Annotated in this window: 12 protein-coding genes; 7 read left to right on the plus strand and 5 right to left on the minus strand. The window is 67.1% G+C overall.

All coding sequences use genetic code 11. The features are described from left to right. Positions 1-6 precede the first annotated feature (6 nt). The 4 genes from ACZ5IQ_RS11720 to ACZ5IQ_RS11735 all read right to left on the minus strand — a co-directional run bounded on the left by ACZ5IQ_RS11720 (position 7) and on the right by ACZ5IQ_RS11735 (position 3,071). Entirely contained in the window at positions 7-762 is a 756-nt protein-coding gene (locus tag ACZ5IQ_RS11720) for an Rv0361 family membrane protein (RefSeq protein ID WP_135357185.1), read from the minus strand. 95 nt (positions 763-857) lie between these two features. Then, entirely contained in the window at positions 858-1,559 is a 702-nt protein-coding gene (locus tag ACZ5IQ_RS11725) for an Rv0361 family membrane protein (protein WP_082761995.1), read from the minus strand. Between the two features lie 89 nt (positions 1,560-1,648). After that, complete coding sequence (locus tag ACZ5IQ_RS11730; RefSeq protein ID WP_464481292.1) at positions 1,649-2,314, minus strand: hypothetical protein; 666 nt, start codon at positions 2,312-2,314, stop codon at positions 1,649-1,651. 61 nt (positions 2,315-2,375) lie between these two features. Next, a complete protein-coding gene (locus ACZ5IQ_RS11735; protein WP_464481293.1) occupies positions 2,376-3,071 on the minus strand; it encodes a hypothetical protein in 696 nt (231 codons plus the stop codon). Between the two features lie 101 nt (positions 3,072-3,172). Here ACZ5IQ_RS11735 and ACZ5IQ_RS11740 point away from each other — a divergent pair, with 101 nt between their 5' ends. Genes ACZ5IQ_RS11740 through smc form a run of 3 tightly spaced genes read left to right on the plus strand, consistent with a single transcriptional unit; the run spans position 3,173 to position 7,491 of the window. Beyond that, complete coding sequence (locus tag ACZ5IQ_RS11740) at positions 3,173-3,577, plus strand: OsmC family protein (protein ID WP_061001520.1); 405 nt, start codon at positions 3,173-3,175, stop codon at positions 3,575-3,577. Continuing rightward, positions 3,574-3,852, plus strand: coding sequence for an acylphosphatase (locus ACZ5IQ_RS11745; protein ID WP_133425951.1), 279 nt, complete (start codon positions 3,574-3,576; stop codon positions 3,850-3,852). Before ACZ5IQ_RS11740 ends, ACZ5IQ_RS11745 begins: the two co-directional genes overlap by 4 nt. A 51-nt stretch (positions 3,853-3,903) precedes the next feature. After that, positions 3,904-7,491: a chromosome segregation protein SMC gene (gene smc / locus ACZ5IQ_RS11750; protein WP_464481294.1), complete on the plus strand. Its 3,588-nt coding sequence runs from the start codon at positions 3,904-3,906 to the stop codon at positions 7,489-7,491. Positions 7,492-7,563: 72 nt separating this feature from the next. Here smc and ACZ5IQ_RS11755 read toward each other — a convergent pair whose 3' ends face one another. Then, on the minus strand, positions 7,564-8,787 hold the full coding sequence (locus tag ACZ5IQ_RS11755; protein ID WP_212806588.1) for an ISL3 family transposase: 1,224 nt from the start codon (positions 8,785-8,787) through the stop codon (positions 7,564-7,566). A 169-nt stretch (positions 8,788-8,956) separates the two neighbouring features. On the opposite strand from ACZ5IQ_RS11755, the gene ACZ5IQ_RS11760 reads away from it, so the two are divergent. The 4 genes from ACZ5IQ_RS11760 to ACZ5IQ_RS11775 all read left to right on the plus strand — a co-directional run bounded on the left by ACZ5IQ_RS11760 (position 8,957) and on the right by ACZ5IQ_RS11775 (position 14,216). Further along, on the plus strand, positions 8,957-10,750 hold the full coding sequence (locus tag ACZ5IQ_RS11760; RefSeq protein ID WP_464481295.1) for an HNH endonuclease signature motif containing protein: 1,794 nt from the start codon (positions 8,957-8,959) through the stop codon (positions 10,748-10,750). Positions 10,751-10,863: 113 nt separating this feature from the next. Further along, positions 10,864-12,243, plus strand: a complete 1,380-nt coding sequence (gene ftsY / locus ACZ5IQ_RS11765; protein WP_464481296.1) for a signal recognition particle-docking protein FtsY — start codon at positions 10,864-10,866, stop codon at positions 12,241-12,243. Positions 12,244-12,497: 254 nt separating this feature from the next. After that, complete coding sequence (locus ACZ5IQ_RS11770; protein WP_464481297.1) at positions 12,498-13,817, plus strand: ammonium transporter; 1,320 nt, start codon at positions 12,498-12,500, stop codon at positions 13,815-13,817. Between the two features lie 60 nt (positions 13,818-13,877). Further along, positions 13,878-14,216 (plus strand): P-II family nitrogen regulator, encoded by a 339-nt coding sequence (locus ACZ5IQ_RS11775; RefSeq protein WP_020103781.1) that lies wholly within the window; start codon positions 13,878-13,880, stop codon positions 14,214-14,216. Positions 14,217-14,223: the final 7 nt, after the last annotated feature.

A 14,223-nucleotide genomic window follows, 5' to 3' on the forward strand; every position in this document is an offset into this window, starting at 1 on the left:
CCCGGGCTACTTCAGCCCGGGAATGCCCTTGAACTTCGGCGAATCGGTCATGCAGAACTTCCACTCGCCGTCTTCTTTGCGCAGCGGAACGTTCGTGACCCCGGTGGACGAACTGACGTTCACCGTCGCCCGATCTCCGTTGACATCGATGTCGGTGATCTCGGCGCGTTTGGTCGAACCTGGGCCGGCGTCTCCGGCGCTGCCGCCCTTGCCGAACTTGCCCGCGATCGACGGCACCTTGTCGTAGAGCTTCACGTCGTTCGCGCAGGAGTGCGCCTTGAAATCGTCGAAGGTGTCGATCTGCGACGTCATCAGGTCGCGGATCTTCTCCTGGTCCGAGGACGACGCACCGTTCGTCACCTCGCCACCGCTGGACGCCGTATCCGAGCTGGAGCCGGAGTCGGAACGCGACATCACCAGGGCGAACACCACCCCGATCACGAGCACGACGGCGAATATCCCCGAACCGATGAGCGCCCACTTGCGGGTGTTGTTGGGCGGAGGCGGCGGCGGGAACCCGGGCTGTCCCGGGAAACCCGGCCCCATCGGGTAGCCGGGCGGCGGTCCGTAGCCCGGATATCCGTATCCGGGCTGGCCGTAGGTCGGCTGCCCATAGGCGGGTTGCCCATAGGCGGGCTGGCCGTAGGCCGGCTGTCCATAGGCCGTTGGGCCGTACGCAGGCTGGCCGTATCCCTCGGGCGGCTGCTGTGGCGGCTGCCAGGGCTGGGCGCCCGGATCAGAGCCGGACGGGGGATAGGTCATGTCTGCGCGCTCCCTGTGAACTGTGCTTGGTATCCAACGTAACACCAGCGCCACTACCCGAAATGCCAACCGCGGCCGGGTAAGTCACAGGTTCATCACTTCATGCCGGGCAGATTCTGCAGCTGCTTCAGCTGCGGTGAGTCGGTGAAGCAGATCTTCCACTCGCCGCTCTCTTTGCGGAAGTAGAGCGTGCCGGACCGCTCCAGGCCGGTGCCCGACGTCGCGGTGACTTCGGCGGTGGCGGTATCCCCGGTCACGTTGACGCTGTCGACGGTCGCCTTGCCCTTGGCGCCGGTCGGATTGGTGCCAGTGCTGTCGGCGATGCCGGGGAACTTGCTGAAGAACTTCTGGTCGTTCTCGCACGCGCGTTCTTTGATCGACGACGGCCCCGAGCTCATCAGGCTCCGAATCTGGTCCTCGTCGGAGTTGCCGCCCAGTGCGCTGAGCCCACCGCCGGAATTCGAGACCAGGACCACGGCGAGCACGATGCCCACGACGATGATCGCCGCCAGCCCACCGATCAGCGCCCACTTCGGGCCGTTCGACTTGGGTTGCGGCGCACCGGGGAATCCCGGGCCCATCGGGTAACCCGGCGGCTGTCCGTACCCGGGCTGGCCGTAGGCCGGTTGACCATACGCAGGCTGACCGTACGCAGGTTGCCCATAGGCAGGCTGGGGCTGGCCGTATCCCGGCTGGCCGTAGCCGGCCGGCGGGTACCCGGGTGCCGGCTGCTGCGGCTGCTGCGGCTGCTGCCACGGCTGGCCGCCTGGCTGGGGCCCGAGCGGGGGATAGGTCATGTCTGGTCGCTCCCTGTGAACTGTGCTTGCAGTCCAAGTTAACACCGCTGGGCCGTCTACCTCCGGAAACGCCGGTCAGCCTCGGGCGTTTACTTCATCCCCGGCAGCTGCTGCAATTTCTTCATCTCGGGGGAGTCGGTCAGGCAGTACTTCCACTCACCGCCTTCCTTGCGGAAATAGACGGTGGCGGAGGCCTCACGCCCACTCTCGGCACGCGTGGTGACGTTCACGGTGGCGCGCTCGCCCGTCACGTCGACACTGTTGACGGTGACCTTCACGTTGGGCTTGATCGGCGCCTTCTTACCGTCGGCGAGCCCGGGGAACTTGCTGAAGAACTTGTTGTCGGCTTCGCACCGGTGGTCCTTCAGCGCCGTCGGTTCGCTCATCAGGCTGCGGATCTGGTCCTCGTCCGAGTTACCGCCCAGTGCGCTGAGCCCACCGCCGGAGCCCGAGGTCCACACCACCACGCCGATCACGATGCCGATGACCGCGAGCAGGGCCAGCCCACCGATCAGCAGCTTCTTGTTGTTGTTCGGGGTGGGCGCGCCGGGATAGCCGGGTCCCGGGGGAAACCCGGGTGCCTGGCCGTATCCAGGGCCCATCGGATACCCGGGCGCCTGCCCATAGCCGGGGGCCTGTCCATACCCGGGCGCCTGCCCGTAGCCGGCCGGCGGGTACCCGGGTACCGGCTGCTGGGGCTGCTGCGGTTGCTGCCACGGCTGGGGGCCCGGCGACCCGAGCGGGGGATAGGTCATTGTCTGGCGCTCCTTGTGAAGTGGTGCGTGAAGGCGAAACCGGCGGCGGCGAGCCGTGATCTCAGCGGGTTCCGGGCAGATTCTTGAACACGGGATTGTCGGTGGAGCAGAACTTCCACTCGCCGCCTTCTTTACGCAGCCAGAACGCAACCTGCGACGACCCCGGGGGTTTGACCGTGGCGCGGTCGCCCGTGACGGTGATGTCGAGGGCCTGCATGCTGTCCGCGTCACCTGCGACCTTCGGTATCTGCATGCTGCCGAATGCGCCGCCGCCTGCCTGGCCGAAGAACTTGCGGTCGTTGGCACAGGAGATCGATGCCATGTCGCCGCCACCGAAACTGGCCAGGAACTGGCGAATCTCATCCTCATCGGAACTGCCGCCACCCGACGACCCTGGCGTGGTGGCCTCGTCCGTCGGATCGGTGCTGCCCCATGAGCCTTTGCGCTTGCCACTCGACTGGCTGCTCGCTGATGTCGACTGGTCGTCGTCGGAGGAACCGGTCAGCGCGTAGATTCCGACGCCACCGAGGACCAGCACCAGCACGACCGCGCCGGCGATCAGAATCCACTTGCCCGGACCGCCGGAGTTCGGCGGTGTGGCACCGGGATAGCCGTACGGCATCGGCTGACCGGGCATCGGACCGTATCCGGGCGGACCATATGCGGGATAGCCGGGAACAACCGGCTGGCCGCCGTACGGACCCTGCTGCGGGTACCCGGATGGTCCTGGATTCGGACCCGGGTATGGGTACGTCATGTGAACTCTCCCCCCGAGAGTGTTGCGTGAATTCATGACTTTACCTGGGGCCCAGCAGGGTTCCCGCCGGACATTGAGCGGCGGCGCGGTACAAATGTGCCATGACGGAACTGTGGGTCGAACGGACTGGGGTGCGCCGCTACACCGGGCACAGCTCGCGGGGGGCCGAGGTCCTCGTCGGGTCCGAGGACGTCGAGGGTGTCTTCACCCCGGGTGAATTGCTCAAGATCGCACTGGCGGCCTGCAGCGGCATGAGCAGCGATGCGCCGCTGCGGAGCCGACTCGGCGACGACTACAAGACGACCATCCGGGTATCGGGGCCGCCGGACCGCGAGAACGAGGTCTACCCGCTGCTGCAGGAGTCCATGGAGTTGGACCTCTCGAGCCTGTCCGAAGACGAGATCAAGCGCCTCAAGATCGTCGTCGAGCGGGCCATCGACAAGGTCTGCACGGTGGGCCGCACCTTGAAGGCGGGCACCGAGGTCACCTTCGGGTTCGCTGAGTGACCGAGGCAGTCCGGCTGTCGGCCTGGGTGCACGGCCAGGTGCAGGGGGTCGGGTTCCGCTGGTGGACCCGCGCCAGGGCACTCGAGTTGGGCCTCACCGGTTACGCCAGCAACAAGCCGGACGGCCGGGTGCACGTCGTGGCACAGGGCTCGCGCGCCGACTGCGAGCAGCTGCTGGCCCTCCTGCGCAGCGGCACCACCCCGGGCACGGTGACGACCGTCGTCGACGATTGGGCCGCCGCAGGTGACCCGATCGACGGTTTTTCCGAGCGTTAGAAGCCCAGGGGTCCCCGGCATTTAACCGGCGCGACGGTAGGGTTTCACCCCATGCATCTGAAGAGTCTGACGCTGAAGGGCTTCAAGTCCTTCGCGTCGCCGACGACTCTTCGCTTCGAACCCGGTATCACGTGCGTGGTGGGGCCGAACGGTTCGGGCAAATCCAACGTCGTCGACGCCCTGACCTGGGTCATGGGCGAGCAGGGCGCCAAGACCCTGCGGGGCGGCAAGATGGAAGACGTCATCTTTGCCGGCACGTCGTCGCGGGCGCCGCTGGGCCGGGCCGAGGTGACGCTGACCATCGACAACTCGGACAACGCCCTGCCGATCGAATACTCCGAGGTGTCGATCACCCGCCGGGTGTTCCGCGACGGCGCCAGCGAGTACGAGATCAACGGCAGCAGTTGCCGGCTCATGGATGTGCAGGAACTGCTGTCCGACTCCGGTATCGGCCGCGAGATGCACGTCATCGTCGGCCAGGGCAAGCTCTCGGAAATCCTGGAATCGCGCCCCGAGGACCGTCGCGCCTTCATCGAGGAGGCCGCCGGTGTGCTCAAGCACCGTCGGCGCAAGGAGAAGGCGGTCCGCAAGCTCGACGCCATGCAGGCCAACCTGGCCCGCCTGACCGACCTGACCACCGAACTGCGCCGTCAGCTCAAGCCGCTGGGCCGACAGGCCGAGATGGCGCGTCGCGCGCAGACCATCCAGGCCGATCTGCGCGATGCCCGGCTGCGCCTGGCCGCCGACGACCTGGTGACCCGGCAGGCCGAGTTCGACGACACCAACCAGACCGAGACCGCGCTGCGGCGCGAGCACGGCGAGGTGGCCGAGCGCCTCGAAGCCGCGTCGGCCGAACTGGCCGGCCACGAAGCGGCGGTATCGGGCCTGTCCGGCCGCGCCGAGGCCGCGCAACAGACCTGGTTCCGGCTGTCGGCGCTCGCCGAGCGGGTCAGCGCCACCGTGCGGATCGCCACAGAACGCACCAACCTGCTGGACTCAGAGCCGGAGGTGTCGACGGGGCCGGACCCGGACGCACTGGAGGCCGAGGCCGAGGCCATCGCCGAGCACGAGGAACAGCTGCTCGCCGAACTCGCCGAATCGCGGACCCGGCTCGAGGCCGCTCGCGGCGCGCTGGCCGAATGCGAACGTGCGGCGGCCGACGCCGAACGCGCCCAGATGGCCGCGGCCCGTGCCGAAGCGGACCGGCGCGAAGGACTCGCGCGGTTGTCGGGACAGGTCGACACCATGCGTACCCGCATCGAATCGATCGACGAGAGGGTGCTGCGCCTGGCCGGCAGCATCGAAGAGGCAGCCGCCCGGGTCGAGCAGGCCAACGCCGAGTTCGAACTCGTGCAGAGCAAGGTCGGTGAGCTGGATGCCGGCGAGTACGGGCTCGATGAGCACCACGATCGGACCATCGCGGCCATGCGTCAGGCCGACCAGCGCGTCGACGAGCTGCAGGCGGCCGAGCGTGCGGTCGAGAAGCAGGTCGCTTCCCTGCGGGCTCGCATCGATGCCCTGTCGGTGACCCTCGACCTCAAAGACGGGTCGGCGTGGTTGCAGAAAAACCATGACGGCTCAGGGCTTTTCGGCTCGGTGGCCGAACTGGTCCGGGTGCAGCCGGGCCATGAGGCGGCCATCGCAGCGGTGCTGGGCGCCGCCGCCGACGCGCTCGCGGCCGAGAGTTTCGATGCCGCACGCGCCGCGGTGGAAGCGCTCAAAAAGGGCGACGGCGGTCGTGCCGCCATTGTGCTCGGCGACTGGCCGGTTGAATCCTCCTCGCCGCGTGGGGATTTGCCGTCCACTGCGCAATGGGCGCTGGACCTGGTCGACGTGCCGGCCCGGCTCTCGGGCGCGATGCACGCCATGCTGGCGCGGGTCGCGGTGGTCGCTGATCTGCCTGCGGCGCTGGAGCTTGTGGCTGCGCGTCCGGAACTGCGTGCGGTGACGGCTGACGGTGATCTGGTCGGCGCCGGCTGGGTCAGCGGCGGATTCGATCGCAAGCCGAGCGCCTTGGAGATCACCTCGGAGATCGAGAAGGCCCGCGCCGCGCTGATCGACGCCGAGCGTCAGACCAGTGAATTCGGTGCCGCGTTGGCGGGTGCGCTGGCCGAACAGTCCGCGCGTCGCGATGCCGTCGAACACGCGCTGGCCGCGCTACACGAATCGGACGCCACCATCTCGTCCGTCTATGAGCAGTTGGCGCGGTTGGGTCAGGAGGCCCGGACGGCCGATGCCGAATGGCAGCAGCTGATGGCCCAGCGCGACGAGCTGGAAGCCGGTCGCGGCCGCACCCTGGCCGAGCTGGCCGAGCTGGAGGACCGGTTCCACAACGCGCAGCAGGAGCCGATGTTCGACGTCGAGTTCGTCGACCGCTCCGAGACGACGGCAGCCGCCGAAGAGGCGCGTGCCGTCGAGGTCGAGGCCCGGCTCGCGGTGCGTACCGCTGAGGAACGTGCGAATGCCGTTCGCGGACGGGCAGATTCATTGCGCCGGGCCGCGGCCGCCGAGCGTGAGGCGCGAGTGCGCGCGGCGCGGGCGCGTGAAGCCCGGGAGAACGCGGCGAAGGTCGCGGCCGCTGTCGCCGATTCCGGCCGGCTGGTGGCCGAAAAGCTAGCTGCCACAGTGAGTCTGGCGGCACGCAAGCGTGATGCACTGGCCGCCGAGCGGGCTCAGCGTTCCGAAGGTCTGACGCGGGTCAGGGCAGAGGTGTCCGAACTCAGCGCCCGCGCCGGCGCGCTGACCGAGGCGCTGCACCGCGACGAAGTCGCCAAAGCGCAAGCGGCCCTTCGTATCGAGCAACTCGAACAGCAGGTGCTGGAGCAGTTCGGTATGGCCGTCGCAGACCTGGTCGCCGAATACGGACCGGACGTGCCGCTGCCGCCGACCGAACTCGAGATGGCCGAGTACGAGCAGGCCAAGGAACGTGGTGAACAGGTCAGCGCGCCCACCCCGATGGCGTTCGACCGGCCCACCCAGGAGCGCCGCGCGAAGAAGGCCGAGAAGGAACTGGCCGAGCTCGGTCGGGTCAATCCGCTGGCGCTGGAGGAGTTCGCCGCGCTCGAGGAGCGCTACAACTTCCTGTCCACCCAGCTGGAGGATGTCAAGGGCGCCCGCAAGGACTTGATGGACGTCATCGCCGACGTCGATGAGCGCATCCTGCGGGTGTTCACCGAGGCCTACGCCGATGTGGAGCAGGAATTCACGCAGGTCTTCTCAACGCTGTTCCCCGGCGGCGAGGGCCGGCTGCTGCTGACCAACCCAAGCGACATGCTCACCACCGGCATCGAGGTCGAGGCCCGGCCACCGGGCAAGAAGGTCAAGCGGTTGTCGCTGCTGTCGGGCGGTGAGAAGTCACTGACCGCGGTGGCGATGCTGGTGGCGATCTTCCGGGCGCGGCCGTCACCCTTCTACGTCATGGACGAGGTCGAGGCCGCGCTGGACGACGTGAACCTGCGCCGTCTGATCAGTCTGTTCGAGCAGCTGCGGGAGAAGTCGCAGCTGATCGTCATCACCCACCAGAAGCCGACCATGGAGGTCGCCGACGCGCTCTACGGCGTCACCATGCAGGGCGACGGCATCACCCAGGTGATCTCGCAGCGCATGCGCGGCCAGGAGTTGGTTTCCAGCCAGTCATAGGCGGGGTTCGGCGTGGCCCTTTTGTGGCACGTGTCGGTCCTTGATGGCATGTTCGAACACATGTGCTACTCCTCACCTTCTCGTGGGTAGCTGAGGGTGGAGCCCGCCCAGGCAGAGATAGATCATTGAGGTCAGTGTTCGGGCGGAGTGGTGGCCGTAGCCGCGGGCGTTGATGAGTCGGATTTTGGCGTTGATGCCTTCGAGGAGGGCGTTGGAGATGCCGAGTTCCACGGCGGCGATGACGGCGTCGAAGTGTTCCTGTAGTCGTTTGCCGAGTTCGATGAAGGACGGGATACGGCTGCGTTTGGCGGCGGTGATCCAGGCTTTGAGTCGTTGACGGGCGACACCGGGTTCGTGTGGGAGTCGATACAGGTCGCGCAGCTGTTCTTTGAGGGCCCAGGCCCGGCCGACGTGACGGTTCGCGCGGGCGATCTGGTTGACCAGTTCACGTTTGTTGTCGGTGAGTTTGTTTTCGCCGGTGCGCAGCGCCCATCGGGTCTGGCGCCACTGCGCTGAGGTCATGGCGACTTTGTCCGGTCCGCTGGCGGCGGCGGCGAAGACCCGGTCCAATGCCCGGTTGACCCATTGCATGATGTGGAACGGGTCAAAGCAGATGGTGGCTTCCGGTAGGTGGGTTCGGGTGGCTCCGCGGAACGCCTTGCTCACGTCCATGCTCACGGCGGTGATCGTCTCTAGTGTCGAATCAGGTTGTTGTTCATAGAATTTCGATAGCGATTCTTCACTGCGTCCGGGCTGGACTCCGATGACGGTGCCGGTGTCGTGGTCGCCGACGATGGTCAGATATTTGTGCGGGTGGCGGTAGCAGATTTCGTCGACGCCGATCCGGTACAGGTCTGTGAGTCGTCGTTGGTCGAGCAGTTCGTCGACACCGCGGTTGATGATGGCGGTGACCGATTCCCAGCCGCACCGCATGAGCGTGGCCACGGTGGTGCGGTCGGTGCGTTGGGCCAGCCAGAGCACCGTGTCTTCGAAGTCTCGGGTGAATCGGGCACCGGGACGAGCCCACGGCACCTGCTCGGTGACGATGCCGCAGCGTGGGCAGTTCGTGCGGCGGATGTCGTAGACCAGCCACAGTTTCTTGCAGGCCAGATCCACATGGCGCCAGCGCCGGCGCCGGCGGTCATAACCGGCCCGCACACGTTTGCCGCACGGGCAGCGCATCGAGCGGGCTTTAAGGCCGACGGTGACTTCGATATCGCGGTCGCCGATGGTGACATCGGTGACGTTGGCTCCGGGGACCTGAAGTATTCGGTTAAATGCAGTACTGACGCGCACGCGGATCGTTCCTGGCGGTTGAGGTTGGTGTGGTAACCCCGAAACCTAGAGGGACACCGCGTGCGCGTCCTTCAACTCGCCGCCGACACGCTCAAAACCCCAGGCGCACAACCTAAAATAGCCCCTGAACAGCGCAAAGGCGCCCACGAAAACCCGTGGAGCGCCACACATGTTCGAACATGTGGGTGTCGGGGCCGGCGGTGTGCTGGTTCACGATGCCTCTGTGGTCGATGCGGTGGTGCATTTCGCGCGGGTGTCGAATGTCGCTGAGTGCGGGAAGTTCCGGGCGATCGCTGATCTGGTGGCGTTGCGTGTCGATGACGAAGATGGCCGGCAGTGGTGGGCCTGTGATGGGTGGGATGCTGCGGTCGCCGAGGTGGGGGCGGCGCTGGGTATCGGGAAGCGTGAAGCGTCGGGGCAGTTGTCGATTGCGGTCGCGTTGCGGTTCCGGTTGCCGCGGGTGGCGGCGGTGTTCGCCGACGGTGGGGTGTCGGCGCGGACGGTCGGCGCGATCTGTTGGCGTACCCGTTTGGTGGAGGATCCCAATACGCTGGCGGTGATCGATGTTGCGTTGGCGGGGGCGTTGTCGGAGTGGGCGGGGTTGTCGCGCAAGAAGATTGAACGCAAGATCGATGGTTGGGTGCAGAAGTTCGACCCGGCTGCGGTGATCAAGGTGCGCTCGGCTGCGCGCCGGCGTGGGGTCGGGGTGGGCAAGCCCGATGATGAGACCGGGGTGGCGTCGATCTGGGGTGCGCTGTTGGCCACCGATGCCGATCTGTTGGATCGGGTGCTGGACGAGATGGCCCGGCAGGTGTGTGAGGACGATCCGCGGACGTTCGGGCAGCGGCGGGCTGACGCGTTGGGGGTGTTGGCGGCTCGTGGGGATCGGTTGGTGTGCCAGTGTGGCAATCCGGATTGTCCGGCGGCGGGGCCTGATGCGCGGGTGGCGGCGGTGGTGATTCATGTGCTCACCGATCGGCTGCCGGTGCCGGTGGCGGATCCGCTGCTGCACGGGGATCCAGCCGCGCCGCTGACCCCGGTGCCAGAACCGGATCCCGCACCACAACCGAATCCCGCGCCTGAGCCGGTCTTCACGCCCGAACCTGAGCCTGAGCCCGCGCCGGCGGATGACCTGGCGCCCATGCCCACCCCTGAAGCTCATGCGGCGCACCCGCCGGTCCGGACTTCCGCTCCGACTTCTACCAAGCCCCCGGCGCCGGTGCGCACACCGGTCGGTTATGTCCTCGGCGGCGGTGTGGTGCCCCCGGCGGTGCTGGCGGACCTGGTGGCCCGGGGCGCGAAAGTGCGCACCGTGGCTTCGGCTGCGGATCTGGACGCGGTGTCGCGGTATCGGCCGTCGGCGGCGATGGATGAGTTCGTGCGGGTGCGGGCGATGACGTGCATGTTCCCGGGCTGTGATCAGCCTGCCACCGCCTGCGATGTGGACCATACGATTGCGTGGCCGGTGGGGTCGACGCATCCGGGCAACCTGAGCCCGAAGTGCCGCAAACACCATCTGCTGAAAACGTTTTACGGCGGGCCGGATGGGTGGCAGGACCGTCAACAGCCTGACGGGACGATTGTGTGGACCGCGCCCACCGGTCACACCTACATCAGCGTGCCCGAAAGTCGAATCCTGTTTCCCCGCACGGTCACCGACACCCCGCTGCCGAACCCACCACCAGACATCGCCGATCTGGACATCACCGCGGCTCCCGGCCGGGGTGTGATGATGCCCATCCGGCGCCGCACCCGCGCCCAGAACCAGGCTCAGCAGATCGCCTACGAACGTGCCCTCAACCAAGCCGACATCGACGAGCGCCAAGCCGCCCAAGAAGCCTTCGCCCGCCGGCGCAAAGAACGCCAAGAACGCGAAGCCGCAGAAACCGCCGAAGCCGCGGCGGCACCGGTATCCACCGAGCAACGCCAACCCGCTGAAAACGGCATCCCACCACCACGGTGAGCACCCAGATCGATTGGCGTCGCCGCCCGAGACGATCGTTGTGCCGATCTGCACCGGCCGGGAGGACGTCTGCCACCCGCGGCAGAACTTGGTGCGGCTGACAGAATGGCACGGTGTCGGAAGGTCTCTGGATCGCGATAGCGATCGTTGCTGTTCTCGTTGTCACCGCTCTGGTGGTCGGATTCGTCCGCTACCGGCGCAGCAGGATTTCGCTGTCCGCGCCGGAGGAGACGCCGAAGCTCGACCGGTCCGGCGGCTACACGGCGTCATCAGGCATCACGTTCAGTAGTTCGGACACCGCGGAGAAGCTGCCGACCGTCGGCGACGACGCCGAGATTCCGCGAGACTCGCGCAAGCGCACCATCGCCGACGTCCAGCTGCCCGAGCCGGAGATCGTGACCGAGCCGGAAGCGGTCGCCGACGTACCGGAAGCGGTCGCCGAGCCGGAAGTGGTGGCCGAACCCGAGCCGACCGTCGCGCCCGAACCCGAGGCAGCGCCGGAACCCGAGGCAGTTCCCGAACCCGAGCCCGAGCCCGAGCCCGAACCCGAGGTTGCGCCGCGCGACGAGATCGCACCGACCGCCGGCCGGCTGGAGCGCCTGCGTGGCCGCCTGGTCAAGTCGCAGACCACGCTGGGGCGCAGCATGCTGGGCCTGCTGGGCGGTGGCGACCTCGACGAGGACTCGTGGGAGACCATCGAAGACACCCTCCTCATCGCCGATCTGGGCCCGGTCGCCACCGAATCGGTCGTCACCGCGCTGCGCAGCCGCATGGCAGAGGCCAACGTGCGCACCGAGGCCGACGCCCGCGCCGTGCTGCGCGAGGTGCTGATCAAGGAACTGCGGACCGACCTGGACCGGTCCATCAAGGCGCTGCCGCACGCCGACAAGCCGTCGGTGCTGCTCGTCGTCGGTGTCAACGGCGCCGGCAAGACCACCACGGTCGGCAAGCTGGCCCGCGTGCTGGTCGCCGACGGGCGTCGCGTCGTGCTCGGCGCGGCGGACACCTTCCGTGCCGCGGCAGCCGACCAGCTGCAGAGCTGGGGTGCTCGCGTCGGCGCCGACACCGTGCGTGGCCCCGAGGGCGCGGACCCGGCCTCGGTCGCCTTCGACGCCGTCGACAAGGGCATCGCAGCGGGCGCTGACGTCGTCGTGGTGGACACGGCGGGCCGGCTGCACACCAAGACCGGTCTGATGGACGAACTGGGCAAGGTCAAGCGCGTCGTCGAGAAGCGCGCCAAGGTCGACGAGGTGCTGCTCGTGCTGGACGCGACCATCGGCCAGAACAGCCTGCCGCAGGCCCGGGTCTTCGCCGAGGTGGTCGACATCACCGGCGTGGTGCTGACCAAGCTCGACGGCACCGCCAAGGGCGGCATCGTGTTCCGGGTACAGCAGGAGCTCGGTGTACCGGTCAAGCTCGTCGGCCTCGGTGAGGGTCCGGACGACCTGGCGCCGTTCGAGCCCGCCGCCTTCGTCGACGCGCTCCTGGGCTAGTCGCTGCCATTCGCCTTCAGAACCCGAAACTGCCCTATTCCACCCGGAATAGGGCAGTTTTGTGTCCGCCGGGCAGGAACTCACAGAGCAGGCCAGGGCCTGCGAAGAGGGCATTAACCGCGCCGAAACGTAACTGGTCGATCCGTTCACATACGTGAAACGCCCGCGCGCCGTCGGCGAAACAACCGATGCGCAAAGTTCTGGCCTAGGTCATCGGCGTCTGCCTGTGACATGGGTTAAGGAGGAAGCGGCCAGTGGATGGATTCCCTATCTTGGGCACGCCGGACACCGGTGATACCGCATGGATGCTGGTGAGTTCAGCGCTCGTGCTGTTGATGACACCGGGTCTGGCGTTCTTCTACGGCGGCATGGTGCGCCGTAAGGGCGTGCTCAACATGATCATGATGAGCATCAGCGCCATGGGTGTCGTCACGGTGTTGTGGGTGCTGTACGGCTACTCGATGGCGTTCGGCAATGACAAGTGGAGCTTCGTCGGGGATCCCACCCAGTACTGGGGACTCAAGGGACTCATCGGCGGCAACTCGCTCGTTGCGCACCTGCCCGCGGGAACCACTGCGGCGGTGCAGATTCCGCTCGCGGGGACCATCCCGCAGCTGGTGTTCGTGGCATTCCAGCTGATGTTCGCCATCATCACCGTCGCCCTGATCTCGGGCGCGGTCGCCGACCGCCTCAAGTTCGGCGGCTGGCTGCTGTTCGCCGGGCTGTGGGCCACCTTCGTCTACTTCCCGGTCGCCCACTGGGTCTTCGCCTTCGACGGCATCACGGCCACGCACGGTGGCTGGATCGCGAACCAGCTCAAGGCAATCGACTTCGCCGGTGGTACCGCGGTGCACATCAACTCCGGTACCGCGGGCCTGGTGCTGGCCATCATCCTGGGCAAGCGCTCGGGCTGGCCCACCACTCCGATGCGTCCGCACAACCTGCCGTTCGTCATGCTGGGCGCCGGCCTGCTGTGGTTCGGTTGGTACGGCTTCAACGCCGGCTCGGCACTGACCTCTGACGGTGTCGCCGCCTCGACGTCCATCACCACCACCGTGGCGACCGCCGCCGCGATGCTGTTCTGGTTGCTGACGGAAAAGATTCGTGACGGCCACGCCACCTCGCTCGGCGCGGCGTCGGGCATCGTGGCCGGCCTGGTGGCCATCACCCCGTCCTGCTCGTCGGTCAATGTCATCGGCGCGCTGGCGATCGGCGCGGGCGCCGGTGTGGTCTGCGCTCTCGCGGTCGGACTGAAGTTCAAGCTGGGCTTCGACGATGCGCTCGACGTCGTGGGCGTTCACCTGGTCGGTGGTCTGTTCGGCACCCTGATGGTCGGCCTGGTGGCCACCAAGGAGGCTCCGGCCGCTGTGGCGGGTCTGTTCTACGGTGGTGGGTTCGACCAGCTGTGGCGTCAGGCCGTCGGCGCGTTCGCGGTCCTTGGCTACTCGGCGATCGTTACCGCTATCTTGGCCTTGATCGTCAAGTACACCATCGGCCTCCGCCTCGACAAGGAGGACGAGGCCAACGGTATCGACGAGGCCGAACACGCGGAAACCGCTTATGAATTCGCGTGATCGGGAAGGATTTACGGTGACATCCACGAGTACCGCGGTTATTTGGAAGGAATTGATCAAATGAAGTTGATCACGGCGATCGTCAAGCCGTTCACGCTCGAAGACGTCAAGACCGGTCTGGAGCAAATGGGAATCCTCGGGATGACCGTCAGCGAGGTGCAGGGCTACGGCCGCCAGAAGGGCCACACCGAGGTCTACCGCGGTGCTGAGTACTCGGTGGACTTCGTGCCCAAGGTGCGGGTCGAGGTCATCGTCGACGACGCGTCGGTCGACAAGGTCGTGGATGTCATCGTGCAGGCCGCACGGACGGGCAAGATCGGTGACGGCAAGGTGTGGGTCACCTCTGTCGAGACCGTGGTGCGCGTCCGTACGGGTGAGCGGGGCAGCGACGCCATCTGACGTCGGC

It is taken from the genome of Mycobacterium toneyamaense (assembly GCF_055384815.1).